The organism is Paenibacillus sp. 32O-W, assembly GCF_007679495.1.
GTDB classification, from domain to species: Bacteria; Bacillota; Bacilli; order Paenibacillales; family NBRC-103111; genus Paenibacillus_L; species Paenibacillus_L residui.
In genome coordinates this window covers 1-18,514 of record NZ_VEGP01000025.1, presented here as the reverse complement: position 1 = coordinate 18,514, position 18,514 = coordinate 1, and the positions used below count along the sequence as shown (strand labels likewise).

14 protein-coding genes and 2 riboswitches are annotated in these 18,514 nt (G+C 47.7%); of the genes, 1 reads left to right on the top strand and 13 read right to left on the bottom strand.

The window, feature by feature from the left end; translation table 11 throughout:
* Nucleotides 1-2 precede the first annotated feature (2 nt).
* From FS806_RS11850 to FS806_RS11825, 6 genes are all read right to left on the bottom strand, one after another.
* A complete protein-coding gene (locus FS806_RS11850) occupies nt 3-1,481 on the bottom strand; it encodes an asparagine synthase-related protein (RefSeq protein ID WP_144936313.1) in 1,479 nt (492 codons plus the stop codon).
* Nucleotides 1,478-2,707, bottom strand: a complete 1,230-nt coding sequence (locus FS806_RS11845) for a lipopolysaccharide biosynthesis protein (RefSeq protein ID WP_222126649.1) — start codon at nt 2,705-2,707, stop codon at nt 1,478-1,480. The genes FS806_RS11850 and FS806_RS11845 overlap by 4 nt, the downstream gene beginning before the upstream one ends.
* 405 nt (nt 2,708-3,112) lie before the next feature.
* The gene (locus FS806_RS11840) at nt 3,113-3,805 is read right to left on the bottom strand and encodes a CpsD/CapB family tyrosine-protein kinase (RefSeq protein WP_144936307.1); all 693 of its coding nucleotides are present in this window, start codon (nt 3,803-3,805) and stop codon (nt 3,113-3,115) included.
* On the bottom strand, nt 3,780-4,538 hold the full coding sequence (locus FS806_RS11835) for a YveK family protein (RefSeq protein ID WP_144936304.1): 759 nt from the start codon (nt 4,536-4,538) through the stop codon (nt 3,780-3,782). The genes FS806_RS11840 and FS806_RS11835 overlap by 26 nt, the downstream gene beginning before the upstream one ends.
* Nucleotides 4,539-4,552: 14 nt before the next feature.
* Nucleotides 4,553-6,370, bottom strand: a complete 1,818-nt coding sequence (locus FS806_RS11830; protein WP_144936301.1) for a polysaccharide biosynthesis protein — start codon at nt 6,368-6,370, stop codon at nt 4,553-4,555.
* An 884-nt stretch (nt 6,371-7,254) separates the two neighbouring features.
* On the bottom strand, nt 7,255-7,650 hold the full coding sequence (locus FS806_RS11825) for a hypothetical protein (RefSeq protein WP_222126648.1): 396 nt from the start codon (nt 7,648-7,650) through the stop codon (nt 7,255-7,257).
* Between the two features lie 410 nt (nt 7,651-8,060).
* Nucleotides 8,061-8,143: riboswitch (cyclic di-GMP riboswitch) on the bottom strand.
* A gap of 223 nt (nt 8,144-8,366) precedes the next feature.
* Between FS806_RS11825 and FS806_RS11820 the strand changes: the two genes are divergently transcribed.
* Entirely contained in the window at nt 8,367-8,534 is a 168-nt protein-coding gene (locus FS806_RS11820) for a hypothetical protein (RefSeq protein ID WP_222126647.1), read from the top strand.
* Between the two features lie 77 nt (nt 8,535-8,611).
* On the opposite strand, the gene FS806_RS11815 is transcribed toward FS806_RS11820, so the two are convergent.
* The 7 genes from FS806_RS11815 to FS806_RS11785 all read right to left on the bottom strand — a co-directional run bounded on the left by FS806_RS11815 (nt 8,612) and on the right by FS806_RS11785 (nt 17,296).
* Nucleotides 8,612-11,023 carry a putative bifunctional diguanylate cyclase/phosphodiesterase gene (locus FS806_RS11815; RefSeq protein WP_186328335.1) on the bottom strand — a complete coding sequence of 804 codons (2,412 nt, stop codon included), beginning with the start codon at nt 11,021-11,023 and terminating at the stop codon, nt 8,612-8,614.
* Nucleotides 11,024-11,027: 4 nt separating this feature from the next.
* Nucleotides 11,028-12,221: a beta-ketoacyl-[acyl-carrier-protein] synthase family protein gene (locus FS806_RS11810; protein WP_186328334.1), complete on the bottom strand. Its 1,194-nt coding sequence runs from the start codon at nt 12,219-12,221 to the stop codon at nt 11,028-11,030.
* 476 nt (nt 12,222-12,697) lie between these two features.
* Nucleotides 12,698-12,919, bottom strand: coding sequence for a hypothetical protein (locus FS806_RS11805; RefSeq protein WP_144936288.1), 222 nt, complete (start codon nt 12,917-12,919; stop codon nt 12,698-12,700).
* Between the two features lie 84 nt (nt 12,920-13,003).
* A riboswitch (cyclic di-GMP riboswitch) is annotated at nt 13,004-13,087 on the bottom strand.
* 409 nt (nt 13,088-13,496) lie between these two features.
* Nucleotides 13,497-14,000, bottom strand: coding sequence for a hypothetical protein (locus FS806_RS11800; protein ID WP_144936285.1), 504 nt, complete (start codon nt 13,998-14,000; stop codon nt 13,497-13,499).
* A 315-nt stretch (nt 14,001-14,315) separates the two neighbouring features.
* Nucleotides 14,316-15,614, bottom strand: a complete 1,299-nt coding sequence (locus FS806_RS11795; RefSeq protein ID WP_186328333.1) for an HAD-IIIC family phosphatase — start codon at nt 15,612-15,614, stop codon at nt 14,316-14,318.
* Nucleotides 15,611-16,096, bottom strand: a complete 486-nt coding sequence (locus FS806_RS11790; protein WP_144936282.1) for a GNAT family N-acetyltransferase — start codon at nt 16,094-16,096, stop codon at nt 15,611-15,613. Before FS806_RS11790 ends, FS806_RS11795 begins: the two co-directional genes overlap by 4 nt.
* A 33-nt stretch (nt 16,097-16,129) precedes the next feature.
* Nucleotides 16,130-17,296, bottom strand: a complete 1,167-nt coding sequence (locus tag FS806_RS11785; RefSeq protein WP_144936279.1) for a bis-aminopropyl spermidine synthase family protein — start codon at nt 17,294-17,296, stop codon at nt 16,130-16,132.
* Nucleotides 17,297-18,514 lie beyond the last annotated feature (1,218 nt).

Below are 18,514 nucleotides of genomic sequence, written 5' to 3'. Positions count from 1 at the left end.
TATCACGCCTTATATTGGATACTCTTCCCTATTCGATAGGTTTTCTCATAAATTTTGGCCTTCAATTTGGGAATATCGATTATACTCCTCTTCACCCGCTGGCTGCGGCTCTGAAGTCCGTAATGGTTGACGAACAACGATAAGACCGTAATCCAGCTAAGACGGTCGCCCAGCTTGGAATGGATGGCCGCGGGTTCTTTTCTCCATTCCTTGTACATAAAAGCCAACTGCTTCATATCAAATAAGTTTAATTTGTGCATTTGTTGATTAAACAGATGTTCTTCCATGAAATCCGAGCAATGCTTTCTCAACCATAACCCGTAATCATGATGCTTCTTGGACAAGGTGTCCCCCTCGCCATCTCCCCCGTATTTATTTCCCGTACGGGCCCAGGCAAGATCTAACAGTTTGGGCTCGATCATTTGCAGCAGCTCGAAATATATTTGGTCATTACGCACGGTGTGTCTATATTTCCACATTAAAGTAAAAACTTCTTTGGCGGTAAAAGCTTGATAGAAATGGGTCCAATTCATGATCAGGTTGGCCGCATTGCCCAGCATTCTTCGCAAATAATGTGCCTGCATCTCGTATTCGTTAAGCTGCTCGTAAGAAGCTTCCTTATATCTTGCTCTAAATTGGGCCAGCTCTTTCTTAAGCTCTGCATCGACGTCATTAAGAAGCTCCGTATTCAGCAGACTGTATCTTTCTCTGGGGCAATGCGGCTTCAGCCTTGAAGCGTGAACCGATGAATACTCGGCTCTCCCGATACTGTCTCCATAACTGCCGGCCAGAACAATGCTGTCCTTCCCCAATCGCTCGAACCAATTAAAACGATGCAAATGGGCAGGGCTGATTTCCGCGCCAAGCTTCACAGCGGCCAATTCAAAATTGGAAAGGAGATAGCTTTCGTTCAATTCCGCATAATGCCACTCCCATTGGAACAGCTCGCTAATTTTTTGCGCATACACAACATCCCGGCTATTGTTCTTCCCCCAAGTCACCGCATGAATGCGGCCCTGAATTTCCCCGTTTTTCTCCAATTGCCTAAGAATTGCGGCTACAACACGGCTATCCATCCCGCCGCTTAATAAGAGATAGATATGATCATAATTTTGGCACTGCTCCCTAATTTCCTTAGATAAAGCTGCGATTAATTGTTTGGCGATTTCCTTCGGCGGACTTTCTTCCAGATTATACGGCTCTACGCTGTGATGAACCAGCTCTCCGGAGGAGTGAAATTCGGTTAGCCAAGGCAAGCGAAACAAGTTCCGGATCAAGGTACGATCGCCGCAAATATACCCATAACATAGCATAGAGTAGACCGATGCCTCGTCTATTACTCTTTCTTCTTCCGATAGTAGGCTGACGGCAGACTGGCATTGATCCGAGTAATAGATCCCATCCTCTTTCTTAAACATATATGGGTACAATCCGCCCACATTATTCTGCATTAAAATTTGCCCATCCATCAGTTTTTTCATATTCCTACCTCAACTTGTCGGATATTTTTCAAGCCTTTATGAATCAACGTGGTGTAAAAGACCATGGAAACAAAAGCGGCAACAGCCAAAGTCCATGCAGCTCCATTCAATCCGTAATCTTTGATCAGCCATACGGAGCAAATAATCGTGACAACCAGCTTCGTAATGTGAATGGGGACCTGTGAAGTAAAAATCCTCATAGACGTGGCCCCGACTCCCAACGCGCTTCCCAGAAAAGAAAATAGAGAAATAAGCATTACCCATACAAATAAATCCGAATATACCGCATAGCTTTCCGTATAGACTAGTGTCAATATAGGTTCGCCAAACAGAACTGCGGCGGCAAGCCCAACCATTCCCAGAGCACCATTGACCAGCAGCACGAGCGCCAATAGTTTGACGAAAGCTCCCTTATTCCCGCTTGCGTAATATTTGGCTAAACGCGGACTTACCGTCTGGGAGATCGCTGTCGTAAACCTCGATGCCCCAACCAAAATGTAGGAAATCGCCCCGAATATCCCCAATTGTTCTATGCTTAAATAATTCTCAATAAAATATCTTGGAATATTCGTGCTCAACGCTCCCATCATCATGATGGCTCCCAAAGGCAGGGCCAGAAGAAACAGCCGCCATAGCTTGTTGTAATTAAACGTCAAATAGGGTTTGTCGATATACTTCATGGCATTAGGAAAATCATAAAACAGCATGACGAGAAGCCAACCCAGGACAAAACCTAGAATCGCCAGATAAAAATTGCGAGTAGCCCAGTAAAAGAGAACGAACAATAATAAACTTATCGCCCCTCTGGAAATCATGGACACGGCCACTTTATTCATCACTTCGTGTCTTTGCAGCAAACCATAGATGACATCGCTGATTCCTTCGATCATCTTGCTTATGGCAATTAGAAATATAATGATTTTCGCTTCGAAGGAATAATCGCTTAAGAATGAAACCGCTATGCAGACAAGCAGAGCCAGGAAAACTCCGATAACTCTTAAGGAAAAATAGTCTCTGAATTGGTAATCATCTCTGGCATCTGTAGCTTGAATCCCCCGTAATTGAAAGCTGAAAAACAGCATAATGGGAGTGGTGGCCGCAAGAGCTAATGTATAGTAGCCGACAAGCTCTTCGTTACCCAGCTTCGCCATGATGATCAGCATCAGCCACTGCAAAAAAGCGTATAGGAGATTTGCCGCAAACATCCATTTGAAATTTCTCTTCAATGATATTTTTTTGCCCATTTCTTATCCCTTTTCGTCAATTATTTTGTATAGATGATAAAACCTGAAGCTGTCTTTTGTTGTGTGAGAATTAACGTTAAAAGCAGAACCAAAACCGTTTGATGCTGTTTTTAACGTTAATTGGTTCATGCTGACATAGGGCATTCAACCCTTCCTCACATCATACCCTCGACGATTTACGTCTAAGGCGCCGGGCGCCCACAGCATGACCGAGTGCCTGCAGTGATAGAGGTGCAGCAGACTTTACCTGTTTCCTTGGCCTTCGCAGTTGGAAACCGCGAAATCGCCTTTATGTCGAAACGGTTATTTTTTATTAAAAAATTATTATTAAAAATATGTGAATACTTGGTATTGGGCGGACAGCAGGCCTCATTCCAACTGGTTCAGCTACTCTTCGGCCCCGTAGTAGTAATAATAGCTGTCCTCACTGCGGCGCTGATCGACGTTGTTCAGGACGACTCCCAGCATTCTGGCCTGCACCAGCTCAAGACTCGCCTTGGCTTTCAGTGCGGACTCCCTCTTAACCTTCCCCGAATCGATGACCATCAGGACCCCGTCGCTTTTGGCGGCAATCAGTTGGGCGTCCGTCACCACCAATACGGGAGGAGTATCCATCAGAATGACATCGTATTGGGTGCGAAGCTCCTCGAGAAGTGCGCTCAATCTCTTGGAGGAGAGCATCTCCGACGGATTGGGCGGAACCGGCCCGGAGGTGAGCAGATCCAGATTGTCTATATGCGTTTTCGCAATCACTTTGGCGAACGGGGACTGCCCGGCCAATACGCTCGTTAATCCCCATCGATTGGTCTTGACGAAGGTCTGGTGCATCGTCGGCTTGCGTAAATCCGCATCGATGACCAATACTTTCTTCTCAGCCTGTGCATACACTGTGGCCAGATTGGCCGTCGTCGTCGATTTTCCTTCTCCTGGCCCAGGCGAGGTAACCATAATGACTTGTATTTGATGATCGATCGACGAAAAATCGATATTCGTCCGCAGCGTCCGATAAGCTTCAGAAATCGGTGACTTCTTGTTGATATCGGCTATAATCGGTCTATTCTTGCTGTCCAAGCGTGACATGCGGCTCACCTGCCTGTTTGGGAATGGCGGAAGAAGCCACATTAATAACATCTTCCGGTTTCATTTTATTAATGATAGACAGTACCGGCAGACCCAGATGATGGTGAACATCTTTTTCTGTCCGGATCCGGTCATCGAGGTATTCAAGAAGGAATATCAGCCCTAGGGCCGCCATTAGCGAAACGACGAAGCTGATGGCAATATTCATTTTCACGTTAGGCTTGATAGGAGACGGATGACTCTGCGGCTTGGCTTCACTCAGAATGGAAACATTGTCTACGGACATAAGATTCACAATTTCCCTTTCGAAGACGTGAGAAATCGCATTCACCAGTTGAACCGCTCTTTCGTGGGAACCGTCTGTAATCGATACAGTCATCACCTGGGTGTTGTTGACCGAGCTGACCTTCACTCTGCGGATCAACTCCCCAGCCGTCACTCCAAGCTGTTCCTGTTCCTTCGCGACTATCTCCATAATATAGGGAGATTTAATAATTTCTTTGTAGGTATCGATAATCTTGATATGGAAATTGATTTCGCTTAGTCCCAATTGCTCCAAGGAAGCGGATGAATTCGTTTTATTCACAATTATTTTGGTGGAAGCCTGATACACCGGCTTCAGAAAGAAGTAGCTGACCACTCCGGTAATGATCGTAGCCAACAAGACTATCCCGACAAGCCACCAGATTCGTTTGCCAATTACCCGAATGTAATCGCGGATCTCTAGTTCCATGTTGCTCCTTTCCCTTACACCACAATTAGTTTCTTGGTTTGCTTTCGATTGGCCAACTGCAGCAGCCTATCCTGAATCACCAGCCGGTCCCACTTCTCATAATGCTGCAGAATCTCGGTAATCTCCGCCATCTCATCGCTCAAAGTAGCTTTGCCGATATAGATCTTGGGATGGACCTGCTCCTCATGAACTTCATTCTCGTTAAGAAGCTCTTCAAACAGCTTCTCCCCCGGGCGCATCCCGCTGAACTGGATGCCGATCTCGTCCAGATCATAGCCCGACAGCTTGATCAGATTCGTTGCGAGGTCGACGATTTTCACCGGTTTCCCCATGTCCAGGACGAAAATCTCCCCTCCCCGGGCGAGTGCTCCGGCCTGCAGGACGAGACGGCTGGCTTCGGGAATGGTCATAAAGTACCGGACCATATCGGGATGAGTAACGGTTACAGGACCTCCCTTGCGAATTTGTTCCTTGAAGAGGGGAATGACGCTCCCGCGGCTTCCCAGCACATTGCCGAAACGGACCGCCACGAACCGGGTACGGCTGCGGCCATCCAGCTCTTGAATGATCATTTCGGCAATCCGTTTGGACGCTCCCATGACGCTGGTCGGATTGACGGCTTTATCCGTGGAGATCATGACGAAGGTTTCCACCCCTGCCTCATGACTGGCCTCCGCCGTGTTTTTCGTGCCTATAATATTGTTCTTGATCGATTCTTCGGGATTCCGTTCCATTAACGGAACATGCTTATGCGCCGCCGCATGGAACACAACCCTGGGCTTATGCATCCTCATGATTCTGAACATCTTGGCCCGATCCTGAATGTCGGCAATTTCGGTAATTAACTCTATCGAATCTCCCACAATGGAGCGCAGCTCCATCTCAATCGTATAGATGCTGTTCTCGCCGTGTCCGAGCAGAATCAGCTTTCTTGGAGAGAAAACCGCAAGCTGTCGGCAAATCTCGGAGCCGATTGAGCCCCCGGCCCCGGTAACCAGAACCGTGCTGCCCGTAATATATTTGCGGATCGATTCCGTATCCAGCTCTACCGGATCCCTGCCCAGCAAATCCTCGACTTGAACATCGCGCATCTCATTGACGGATACCTTGCCCTCTACCAAATCCTCGAACATAGGAATAATCTGTACCTTGGCGCCAGTCCGGCTGCATTCCTGAACGATTTCGTTCAATTCTCTCTTCTTCAATGACGGTATGGCGATAACGATATTCGTAATGGAGAGCTTGTCCACCGTTTCCCTGATTTTGTCCCGCCCGCCAAGCACCGGCAAGCCTGCAATCTCGAACCGATGCTTCGTCTCATCGTCATCGATGAATGCCAGCGGATAGAGCTCCACATCCGGGTTCTGCATCAGCTGTCTGGCTACCAGCGTCCCGGCGGAACCGGCTCCGACAATCAAGGTTCGCTTGCGGTTGCCTATTCTATGGACAAATTTGTCGCGGTACATCCTCCAGGAGAAGCGAAGTCCGCCGATCAGGATCATGTGCATCATCCAGGTAATGAGCATGATCTTCCAGTAAATTTGTCCGGCCAGCAGTCCCTGAACCAGCATCGTGATCGCTGCAGAGAAAGTAACCGCTTTGAAAATCGAGAGCAGCTCCATGACGCTTGCGTATCTCCACACCTTTTTGTACAGCTTGTACCTATAGGCAAACAAATGATGGCATGTAAACAAAGTTGCTGCGCTAACCGCCAGTGTGTAGGAGAATGGGCTGAAGGAAGATGACGCGACATAATTGCTTACGTAAATCGCGAAGATGACGATGACAGAATCGATACCCATCAGCAGTATCAATCTTTTTGAATAACTCAATCCCTAATCCCTCCTTAGGAGCTTTTTCATAAAGAAGATCCTGCAGTGTTGTTATTAACCAAAACCGACAACAAGAAACAGACATGCCGCAAAATTCGTCTTAATCTCCTAAAGTTGATTCTTAGGACCCTATTAGTGTCCCGAATGAAATCCTTCATTCCGCAACCATTCTCCCGGTTCATACTACTAACCGGCAGTCGTCGGACATGCCGCTCGTCACCACCGCAGACGGATCGAAGTTGTGTTCCAACAAGAGATTCCGTAGGTATCCTTTCAAAGATGCTGTCGAATCCATGCCATTTCATAACAATCTCTTCCGGCGTTCATGCCCGAGGGACTTTCTGAAGGAGCTTACTCACAGACTGCTTCCTGGCCAGACCGTTAATTCTCTACAAAGAGATTAACCGGAATGGCCTCCCTGCCTTGTTGTCTCTTGTCAACAGATGTCGGCTTGTCCGGGACCATGCTATCCGGTTCGACCTAATTAGCTCGACCGGAGAGCTAACAACCGCTTTATTTCCAAGATTATACATAGGGAATAAAAAGCTCACAAGCTACAAACAGACTATAGTAGCTCCGATAGAAATTAGTTCCGCTGGCATAAACTAGGATGTGTTCCCATCAATAATTAATCGAAAAATCCATAAATCGTAGAGCGTTAGTCACGTTTTTTGTTGAAAACCTGTGACTGCGTTGTCTTAAATCCATGTAGAAAATTGTTGAGTAATCTTATTAAATTAATAAGAACTTTACATAAGTCTTCTCAAAGACGTCTTCGCAGCCAACATAATCCCACAAAATGGAGCCCAATTGTTAGATTCCTATCCCGGATGCTATTCGGGGACCAGACATTCAGCAGCGTTTCCAAACAAAAAAACATGCCTCTAAGGCATGTTTCGATAAAGCAATTTCCGAAAATTGATTTTATTGCTGTCTCCTGATTTAAGCAGGTCTCTGTTCCTGGCCCAGATTTGGTAATGGGAAGCGCATAGACCTCTGGCCCGATGTTTTTTGCCGCAGTTCTCGACCGTACATATACGGATAACTTCACGCACATGATTCGGATCGCCATGCTTTCTCCATCTGGCATAATGTACAGAACAATAGCCTTTGCATTTGGCCGGCTCCCCGCAGTCCTTCACTTTGCAAATCTTCATGATTTGCTGTTTCAGCACTAACGGATCGCCATTTCTCCACCATCTCTGGTGATGCATAGAGCATAGCCCTCTCGCCTTCAACGGCTTGTCACACCCCGGGATGGTACACTTTCTATTCATCATCTCACCTTCTGTTCCTTTTGTCCTTTTACTGCGGATGAAGCTATGCCTGCCTGCTTGATTTCACAACCCGTTGCCCTGTCTGCCGGTCTCGCTCTAAATTTTCTGCCCTATGTACAGCCGGGATAAGCGATCCGCTCTCTTTATAGAGAACGGCAGCAGCCTAAGGGATCGGTTCATTCTTGATTAAGCAGCGGCTAATTAATACTTCACGCCAGGTTCGGACGTCCCATCTTAAGTTAATCCTCAGATTCCTTATACAATTTATGAATGAATTACCACAGGAGTTGAAATCCGATGATAAAGGCGTTCCAAACCTTCTACTTAATTCCTTTCCCCATGCTTCAAGGACATACGAACTAAAGCTTGTTTGCCCCTTTGAAACAAAAAACCATCTTTCGTCATGATATATGACAAAAGATGGTCGGTTGCACTACTAGCTCCATCTATTCCAAGTGCCCAGATACAGAATAGACTTCAAAACTCCCAATCAGGTAAAGGATATTAAGTTATACATTATTTTAACAGTTGTCTCCATTATATAGCAAATCGGAAACAATTTTTGTCGAATTATGAGGAATTTAATTAAAAATTTTAACTTTTTTTGCGTGACATACTCTTCTATCAAGCTGTCATATACTTAGGATGGTCAAGGCATTATCATTACAGAGATGGAGCGGTGATCCAAAGTGAAGAGATATGTATTGCAAAAGCTAACAGTGGGCCATACCAACCGTGGAATGTGGATCACGATGATGGAAAGCAATCACAAAAAGGCGCTTCTCAACTTCCTGGGCTGGAATTACCGGGTTGTGGACCGAATCACCAGGGAGGAAGTGGCCAGCTCCGATACGTATCAGCATTCTTCCGACCAAGCAGTCATCTGATCCGGCTCCTTATATAGGACCAGACGACTGCATCTGCATTGCTTTCCTTATGGAAACTCGGCAAGGGGATGGCGCGCTCAGCGCCTTAACATCCCCTTCCGTTCCAGCTGGGCGGCCTGCAAAGGCCGGCTGATCAGAAATCCCTGGATTTCGTCACAGCCATTCCCCGCCAGCCAATTCAACTGCTCTTCGGTTTCCACACCTTCGGCTATTACCTTAAGGTTCAATTTATGGGCCATGGATATGATGCTGGTAATGATTTCAGCATTCTCAACACTTGTGTTCAGATCCCGGATGAACGACCGGTCAATCTTAAGCTTATGCACAGGCAGCTTATTAAGATAGCTGAGGGACGAATAGCCTGTCCCGAAATCATCAATGGAAAGCTGCACCCCGAGACTTCTCAGCTCCGCCAGTTTGCGCACGAAGTAGTCGGCACCCTGCACCGCCATATTTTCCGTTATTTCCAGCTCGAGGCACGCAGGATCCATACCTGTCTCCTCCAGCACCTCTTCAATCATCCCCATCAATCGTTCATCCCGGAATTGGCGGGGGGACAAATTAACGGATACCCGAACAGGCAGGTAACCGGCTTTCCGCCAGGCTACATTTTGCAAACAAGCCATTCGCAGCGCCCACTTCCCTAACGGAACAATCAGCCCGCTTTCCTCCGCGATCGGGATGAATTCAGAAGGAGAAATAATTCCTAATTCCCGATGATCCCACCGCAGAAGTGCTTCCACTCCCGTCAGTAAACCGGTGGCGACATTTACCTGCGGCTGATAGACCACCATACACGACTCGAATCCCCCTTTCTCCAATGCTTTATGCATTTCCTTCTCGAGCAGCACTCTCCTCATGTTCGTTTCGTTCATATCCGGCGTATAGAACTGATAATGATTTTTCCCCTTTTCCTTAGCGCGGTACATCGCGGTATCCGCATTTCGAATCAGCGTTTCGACATCATCCCCGTCCTCCGGGTATATGCTTATCCCTATGCTGGTTGAGACATAAAGCTCAAGACCGTCCAGCCAATAAGGCTTATCGAATACATTTAGAATGGCATTGGCAATTTGTATAGCATCCTCCCGGGTGGCATCCTTCAATATAATATTGAATTCATCCCCTCCACGCCGCGATACGGTATCCGATGGCCGCAGACACTTCTGCAGCCGTTCGGCTACAAGCTTAAGGAGCAGGTCCCCCGTAGTATGGTTGAACGTATCGTTGATCAGCTTGAACCGGTCCAGATCGAGGAACATCACCGCGAGCCGCCCCGGCTCCGAGGTGGTGATCGCTTCTGCCAACCGATTGTTATACAGCAGCCGGTTAGGCAGCCCGGTCAATGAATCATGATACGCCAGATTTATAATTTGCTCTTGGTATCTCTTGTAGTCTGTTATATCCGTTGCGATACAGAGAAGCTGCTTGCCCCCGCTGGTATGGATCGGCATCTTGGAGACCCGGACCCATTTCAAATGACCTTGCGCGTCTACAAACTTCTCCTCCAGGCCGACGGTTTCCTCCATTCCTTCCAGAAGCCGGCGGTCGCGATCCCAGATACCGAAAGAGGAAGAGCCGCTAATGGCGGACAACTCCCTCTCATTGCAGCCGATCAGTTCGTCCGGACTTTTGCCATACAAGCGGGCCATGGCCAGATTAGCCAGGGAGAAATTTCCCTGCGAATCCTTCGCATAAATATAGTTGGGATTCATATCGATCATCTTGCGCAGAAATTCCTTCTGCCCTAGTAATTCCGTATTCATATCCTGTATCGTATTTGCGTTCATCCGGTTATAGACGGCGAAGATCGTAATGGAGAATATCATCACCGCAATCCCGCTCGGATACAATCCCTTGTCCTCTGCCAGGTTAAAGACTCCTACTATTCCTGCCAGGAAGGAGACAACGCAGAAGACCAGGAAGAAAAAGCGCATATGACGATTGATTACGGAACGGCTGATAACGAGACAAAGGATCAAGCTGCACAAAAAGATTACAAGAACTACCGCGATCAGAAATTGGAACTCACCGTAGATCGGGTATAAATATTTGGCATTTTGCGGATGCTCCACATAATAAAGCTTCTCGATTCCCTTGGAACTCCAGCCCAGCAGATAGACAATAAAAGAAAACGCATAATAGATCAATATAAACCGGATGCTTACCAAATGTTCGACTAATCTGCCGAAACGGCGTTTGACAGTCTTGGGCCCTTCCAGATCATGATAAACAATGTGGGCTATATATAAGGAAGCCGGCCCCAGCATAATAAAACCAAAGCGAAAAAACCGGAACAACCTGTCGATTTGTTCCGGGGTCCACCATTCATATCCATATAGAATGGCCACATCCAACTGCCAGACGCTGATAAACAGCATAAAAATGAAGAACCCTCTGGCTAATCGGGTTTTCCTGAATGTAAATACTGTAGCCACACCGAGAAATAGCGGTACGACAGCAAAAGCGATCATTGTAATAAAAAGCATCCGCTTAATTCGCTCCTTGAGAATTAGACAGTAGAAGACATGTGTTGTTCCCGCCGTACCCATGAGTTGTTATCGCTACATGATTCACTGTTTCATACCGGACCGACTTCACGATGGGAAGGTCTTCGTAGCCATCCCCCTCTGTCTTGATCGTTGGCGGTATAAATCCGTACTCCATGGATAGAAGAGCCGATATGACTTGCAGGCTGCCGATCGAGGCGAAGGAGTGTCCGATATTTCCTTTAATAGAAGTAATCGGAACCGATGAGCCGAACAGAGCGCGATGCGTAATGGCCTCCACCTGGTCGTTAACTTTCATTCCCAGAGCTTGACTATTCACATAGGTCGGTTGAATACCTCCAACGGCTCCCTTCATCGCAGCGATCATATTCTGTCCTGTCGTATCCGACTCGAAGATGGATAGGCCATCATTGTTGCTATGAATTCCCGTCAGCACTCCGTATATTCGGGCTCCCCGCCTCTTGGCGCGGCTCTCCAGCTCCATAACCAGAACCGCCGCTGCTTCAGAGACGACAAAACCGTCGCTCCTCAGGGAGAAGGGCACTCCGGCACTGGAAATATCGGTCTCTCGTGACATAGCGCCTAATCTCATGAAACTGTATACGCTGCCAACCGTAATTGGCGCGTCCGATCCGCCGACAATGCAGATTTCGCACTGCCCGCTCTCCAGAAGCAGCTTCCCCATCATCATCGCATCGACTCCGGCGGTACAGCCAGTGCTCAGGGTGAAGGCTTGGCCCTTTATACCCAAGTGCTGGGAGATCGCAGCCGTAATGCTGTGCGGGTTGCCGGCTCCGGCGCCGGAGATCGGAAACTTCCGGTACTGCCGACTGCCGCTGATAAGCGCGTATTCCTCAATCTCCTTCAATCCCCCGACGGATGTTCCCATGATAATGCCCGCTTGCTGCTCGTCTCCCTTGAGTCCGGCCATTTCTGCAGCCTCCTCCGAGGCGGCAATGGCCATTCGGGCCACACGTGGATAATATCGATATTTGCGATCGGGAAGTGAAATCAGCTCATCATCAATTCTGCCGCAAATGATGTCAGATCCATTAGGTCCCAAGCCGGAAACGATCTGTTGTGTACAAACCCCGTTCTCTAATATATCCCTGAAATGAATTTTATTACCAATACCAGGAGCTTTTAATCCATAGCCCGTTATAACAACTCGATCCAATGCCATTAACCTCCGCGTTTAATTGAAGTGCTGCTGCGAATAAACTATTGATTATTAGGGCTTATATCCTGATATAAGAGCTGTACACCGGATTAGGCTCTTTCTCTATATACCGGAAACTTTGATTACGGAAGTAAACCTATTCAGTTAACACAATCATCGGATCAAAGCTTGCAGCGTCCATCTGGTCCGTATCGGAATCTTCCCTATTGCTCCCCGCCTGATGATTTCTGTCAGAGCATGTCAATCCGCCAGCCATTCATTGCTCGCAACCCGTTACATTGTTCCGGCGGAATTGGCTTCATAGTTCCTCCAGGCTATGTAAAGGTCTTCAAAGAAAGGAATATGGAAGCAGATCGTCAACCCCGAAGCCATACGGATTCGCATAACCGATGATGACCATCCTGATTTACTGCAGTTATTAGATAATATAGATGAAGCAGCTATTACATAATATAGAAGATATTCTACATAACTTATAATAATCCTTTTTTATCCTGCGAACATTTTGAAAAATCCAGTCGAAATTGATAGAACTCTCTAGGATATGCCCGGCTGTTAATTTTCACGGTATTGGCCGTCACCCACTCCACCTCGCCTCCGGAATCGATCAGATGATCCTTATCCCAGATAGAGACACGCTGTTTGGTTATGAGCGCCAGTACAAAATCACTATCGTTCTTAATGTACCGATTCAAAAAATCACCTTCCGAATAGTCATATTTTCAGCCTCACGGTTTTGATAGGGGCCAAAAAAAACACAAAACCACCTCTCAATTAAAATGAAAGATGGTCGGTTGCACTACTAGCTCCATCTATCCCAAGTGCCCACATAAGGAATAGACTTCAACGCTCCCCTATACAATTTTTCAGGTCGGTAATCCTTGATGATGTTAATATTTTTAATAATCTACCTCTATTATATAATGATTTCCAGTTTTGAAAACCCAAAATATTATTGCGCTTTCATAGGATTTGACAAAGTTTTTTTATCAGCGTCAAAAGTCTCTTGTTTTGGCGAAAAACGTAAATTAATCGCTTGGAAATTACGACTTAAGGCTGTCTGTTCCGGTGATGTCCGTTTAGTCCAAAAGTGGTCTTTAAGTTCTTCAGAACTAGAGTTTAGCCGCTTTTTATTTTGCTAAAATATGGCCTGTTTCCTATTTTTCGGATTTACTGCGGCCGCCCTTGCCCGAAAATATTAAAGCGGCTTACTCAGGGAAGCCGCATGAATAATGCATAGATGGCAAGCCACAACGAAACGGGCCGGGCGGCCTATATGCTTTCCGCGTTTTTCTTCTGGTCATACGAAAGCACATAGGGGAGGTGATAGACGTAAGTCCCATTCTCGGCGATCTTCAAATGGGCGAAGCCCTGCTCTCTTAAAGACTCCAAATATTGCTTCGCTTCTTCCAGCGAGAACTCGGATCCCAAGGCAATATCCGCAGGAGTGACGAGACCGTCCTGGGATACGGCAATGGCCAACACGATTTTCTCCAATTGCTGATCCTTGGAGGGATCGTAATCCGGTTCCGGCAGGTCATATTTTGTTTTCTTCAGATGACCGAGAATATAGAGGGCAACGCCGAGCGGAAGAATTCCGAACAGAAGAATCATAATGAGAAATAACCCGATTTCATCCACTCCGCCCGTCAGCATAACAATAAACCAAAGGATACTCCAAATAATCATTAATACGGCAGCAGTTTTTAATAGAGCCCGTTTTGTCTTGAACCATAATCTTCTAACCAACAGATTGCTGTCTCTGTCTTTCTTCATGACCGTAAACCTCACTGTGTTTTTATTAGCCACGCGAAACGCGGCAAATGGAAATATTTGGGCCCGCCCCAAATTAGGCCAAAATTCCTTGACTCCGTGAATGACCTACTCTCCTTTTCATTTAATCATGTTACGCCGCCAATTGGAACCATTTCTTTGTCTTTTTTCGATAAATAGACGGAGATACAGATGAAGCACCCCGGCATCCGAACTGAACGACCGAGTAAAGTCTTATCACGCGGGCCGGGCTTATAGTATGCTTGCCGTATAGAGGGAGAAGAGGGAATCAATGGTGAAATCGCCGTTTTGAAGTCCCTAGTTGAGCTTCGCTTCAATAAAGCGGACCACGTTTTCGACAGTTGACAAGGACTCCAGCAGCAGATCGTCTTCATCGAAAACGACCCGGAATTCATTCTCCAGCTCCGCAATCAGTTGAACGGCCGTCACCGAATCCAGAATCCCGCGGCCGCCCAGCAGCACAGTCTCCGGTCCGACCTCCGGCCGCCCCCATAACTTGGCTACCAAGCTGATCACTCTTCGCTCCACCTCATCGCCGTTCCTCTCTTCCACTGGTTCTGTCGCTTTGCACGGGCTGTGAACATGGATCCAATCCGGCGTCAGATAAGAAACAGGCAGCGGCAATCCGTACACGGAAAAGTCATCCTTCCTCTCTTGGAGGGTGAATCCAAGCAGCTTCAGCAGCATTAAGGCCGGGCGGTTCCGGCTTTCCGATTTATAGCCGCAGCGCACCTCCCGCAGCTCAGGATGATCGAGCTGAAGAAGTTCCAGCACGGTCCCCAGGAAGGCATTTCCAATCCCGCGCCCTTCTATCCGGCAGGAAATGCAGAACAAGCGAATTTCCGCCAGCCCCTCCTCCAGCAGATCCAGCATAGCTACCGCGACAATGCCGTGGTCACCGAATCGATCCTTGAGCTCCGCCACATATAGCCTCTTATCTCCCATTTCCATATAATTACGCACAACGTCCTGCGAGACCCTTTCGAGTCCATTGTTCCATTGATTCGTTCGTGCGGCCAATTCATAGACCCTGGCCGAATCCTGCTGGCGGGCCGGGCGTACCATCAATTCCATGGAGCAGGAACGCAGGAACTCTTCCCGCGTACCGGGAAACTGTCTCTCTGCGTCCTCCCGCTCAGCCCGGATCAGCATCAGCTCCCTTCGTCTGCCGGCTTCACCCGTTATGGCCGGAGCTTGAAACTCCGGAAGATCAGGAAGCTGCCCATAGACACCGGCTTCATACACGGCCAGCCCCGGCAAGCAGGCCTGGGCTTCCTCCCGCTCGAAGGGATTGTCATCGATGAAGGCGGCGGCATCCACCCCAATGTTCAACCGGCTCACGATTCGGCGTATTCCTTCCGCTTTGGGCGCCCATCCTATTTGCGGATAGATGAAATAATGGGCGAGCCCCAGCTCCATCAGCTTCTCCATCGCGTCCTCATGATCATTGCGGCTGGCAATGCTGAGCAGAACGCCGCGCGCATCCAAGCTCCGGAGCACTTCAATGATCCCCGGCCGCAAGGTCACCCTGCGATCCTCGGACAGAGTTCCCTCCCATAACGTATCGTCCAAATCCCAGATCAGGCATTTGATCATTCCGACATCCCCCCATCCTCCGCAGGATTGGGCGGATTATCCATTACATATTCCATCGTCAGATGAGTAGGCTCGAACCCATAATTTTTGTACAGCACCCTCATCGGAAGATTGCTTACATGGACATGCCCGACAATGCGCTTCGCCCCTTGCTCTCTGCAGAACCGCATCCCTGCATCCAACAAAGCCTCGGCACAGGCGGATCCCCGGTAAGGCTCGGCAATATAGAAGCTTTTGAACATAATATATTTCTCCTTGGTGACGAAATTAACCTTGGGGGTCATCCAGAGCCAGCCGGCCGACTGTCCCTCCATCTCTGCCACCAGCATCCCCTGCTGTTCCTGAGGAATGGCCTTGGCCAGCTTGCGGCCGTGGAATTCCAGATCCGTTACCGCCTCATTGCCGAAGGAAATCACCGAAATCTCTTTCTCGTATTCCGCTATAATCTCTAGATCGCTCTCTTGTATGGTACGTATTCTCATATTCTGTTTTTCCTCCCCGGAGTATCCAATCCGTTATATTGACTTCTTTTCCTTAAGATCGAACGTTGCATGGCTGCAGCGGGGGCAGCCTTTGTTTTTCAACTCTTCAATCGTCTTATAGCTCCCTTGAATCCCGACCAGGATCGGTTCCCCGCACTGCTTGCACCCGTAAGTGCGCATAGTCCTCCTGACCTCTCCGGTATAGATCGCATCCTCGAAACGACCGCTAATATCGGGGCGAGTATGCTCCGTTGACTTCAGAATGAACATTTGTCCGCGGTTTCCGATCATCTCGGCTCCCTCGTATTCATTAAAGGAGGGAATCGTTTCACTGACGGTCAAGCCCATCTGAATGAATTCACGCTGCATGGCCAGCATGAAGTCGGGTGACTTATGAGCGAAGGAGAAGAACACAGGCAGCCCCTTCCCCGGCTTCAATGCGCTAATTCCCCGCGAGAGAAAAAGAACCATTCCCTGCAAAGTGTAAGGCGGATCGGTGAAGAAGCAATCGTATTGCCCGTGCAGCTTCTCCGGCAGAGGCTCGCGCAAATCAGCGTGATGACAGGTGATCGGCAGATTTTCCCTCTCTGCTATATCACTAATATAACTTAAAAATCGCTCGTCAATATCAACAACATCGATCATACCCTTCGGCCCGGAGGCTGACGGAAACAGTCTTTTGAGCAAAAAGCCAAGCGACACGCTGACAAGATCGTCATCGCCTACGCATAATATTTTTTTACCTATGAGAGTATGGTTTCTCAAGCATAGAACCGCCCGGCTCAAGCTGGTCTCCAAGGTGCATTTGGATTGATCGATCTGCACATTAACCTGCGGACGGCCATGGAAGCATTCCTGCAGCATCGCCAGAAGCTCGGCCAATTCCGATTTCCAATCGAATTCCTTCTCCATGAGCCTCAGATACAGCCGCTTATCGATTCCCTCGTACTTCCGTTCCCGCTCAATATAAGCTTGGCCTGCCGGAGTACAATGAACCCCGCGCTCCTGCTGCAAGGCTCCCGCACGGATCAATTCCTTCTTGATGGCGGCCGCAACGGGAAGCGGAAGCAAAGTTTTTCTCGCCAACTCCTTCGTAGAAATTCCCGGTCTTAAATAGCATTCCAGGAAAAGCTGCTCGATCACCCGGATTCCTTCCTGCAATTGTACATGGGCACTGGCTTCATTTATATAATCCTTCATGGTTATAACCTCTCTTACTTTCAAAATAGGTAGAACTACCTGCAAAGTGACATATGGCCTCCGAAGCGTATCCGTCCGCAACCTGAAAGGGCGGCGTCTAAATCTTCCTCTAACGCGGTCGCTCTTCTTGCTTACTTTGCGGGGAGCCTCGAACATTCCCCACAAAGTGACGCTCGGCCTTCGAAGCGTATCCGTCCGACACCCTGAAAGGGTCGGCTTCTAAACCTTCCTCTAAACGCGGTCGCTCTTCTTGCTTTGCTTCGATAATGGTTTATACATTGCTTTGAGGGGAGCCCCGAAACATAAAAAAACAGAGGATGAACATAAGCGTTCACCCTCTGCCCGAATCGGCTTATCGCGAAAGAAAAGGATGGAAATCCTTACACTTCTCCCGCAAAATAAGCAACAGTAAAGCCGTGCTCAAGAAGCACGGCTCTCCGTTATCCGTTAGGTATGGTAGATGACCGTTGTTCTTAACTAATGGGTCCTCCCACGAATCCATACGGAAATAAACCACCTCAAATGCGCGAATTTCACCCGTCAAACGAACAGACAGTAAAAAGACGTCGCACAGAAATATCAGAACGGAAAAGAACCAGCCTGTCTTGCCCTGATATTGTGGTATCCCTCATGGAAATGGAAGAGACCTTATGAAATTGATTAGTTAAGAACAACCGCCGACATCAAGACATCCCCTATATTTTGAAAGTTGCTCTAATTATAGTTCAAAGAAAGCGGGAAAGCAAGCGCTGTTAACGACCTCAGCGGCGGCCCTTTGTTCCGGACTGCCATTGTTTTTGCGCTGCACCTTCTGTCCGCCTGTTCTCCCCCTGTGTAGAATATTTGTGTAAATTTAAGATTGATGTCACGTGATACGTAGATTTAGACATTTTCCGAATACTCAAAGACTCTTTACATGGAGTGGTTAGACGTGATAGGCTATCTTGCTTTTGTAAACTCTAGTTAACGCTTCAAAAAATAAGCTAGAAAAGCTAATATAGCGTAACAAGTAGCAAAGGAGATAAAAAGGGTCAATACAATATACTTCCAATTTAGGCGGTGATAATTACCTTTTTTTTATTTCTTTTAGTTGCCGTTCAACTTCACTTACTCTATTTTTAAGTTCATCAATCATTTTTTCGGTAGCGTCAAGAAGTTTGTGTAAGCTGGTAGGGTTATCCATCGGGACGATGGATAAGAAATATTTTTTATGTTTAA

Bases quoted from the DNA above. Each gene is read 5' to 3' on its own strand.
- FS806_RS11840 (WP_144936307.1), bottom strand. From the start codon at position 3,805: ATGTCACGCTTGGACAGCAAGAATAGACCGATTATAGCCGATATCAAC.
- FS806_RS11850 (WP_144936313.1), bottom strand. From the start codon at position 1,481: ATGAAAAAACTGATGGATGGGCAAATTTTAATGCAGAATAATGTGGGC.
- FS806_RS11835 (WP_144936304.1), bottom strand. From the start codon at position 4,538: ATGGAACTAGAGATCCGCGATTACATTCGGGTAATTGGCAAACGAATC.
- FS806_RS11815 (WP_186328335.1), bottom strand. From the start codon at position 11,023: ATGCTTTTTATTACAATGATCGCTTTTGCTGTCGTACCGCTATTTCTC.
- FS806_RS11800 (WP_144936285.1), bottom strand. From the start codon at position 14,000: ATGAAGAAAGACAGAGACAGCAATCTGTTGGTTAGAAGATTATGGTTC.
- FS806_RS11785 (WP_144936279.1), bottom strand. From the start codon at position 17,296: ATGAAGGATTATATAAATGAAGCCAGTGCCCATGTACAATTGCAGGAA.
- FS806_RS11790 (WP_144936282.1), bottom strand. From the start codon at position 16,096: ATGAGAATACGTACCATACAAGAGAGCGATCTAGAGATTATAGCGGAA.
- FS806_RS11825 (WP_222126648.1), bottom strand. From the start codon at position 7,650: ATGATGAATAGAAAGTGTACCATCCCGGGGTGTGACAAGCCGTTGAAG.
- FS806_RS11795 (WP_186328333.1), bottom strand. From the start codon at position 15,614: ATGATCAAATGCCTGATCTGGGATTTGGACGATACGTTATGGGAGGGA.